Genomic DNA, 301 nt, shown 5'->3' on the forward strand with positions numbered 1-301 from the left:
CATCCTCCACATCAGCTACAACTCTACCTTCACTATTAAACCTCGCCCGATTAACCAATGCTTCATCCCAGTCATCAGTATTTCCTTCATCCTCCACATCAGCTATAAGCCTACCCTCACTATCAGCTCTCACCCGATTAACAGGTGCTGCCTCCCAGTCATCAGTATTTCCTTCATCCTCCACATCAGCTACAACTCTACCTTCACTATTAAACCTCGCCCGATTAACCAATGCTTCATCCCAGTCATCAGTATTTCCTTCATCCTCCACATCAGCTATAAGCCTACCCTCACTATCAGC

The 301-nt window shown here is 46.2% G+C and carries 1 protein-coding gene; it reads right to left on the minus strand.

The window, feature by feature from the left end; all coding sequences use genetic code 11:
- A partial coding sequence (locus ACWTE2_RS22345; RefSeq protein ID WP_454786168.1) for a hypothetical protein occupies positions 1-271 on the minus strand: 271 nt, incomplete at its 3' end.
- Between the last annotated feature and the right edge of the window lie 30 nt (positions 272-301).

Source organism: Legionella nigrisilvae (assembly GCF_977063395.2).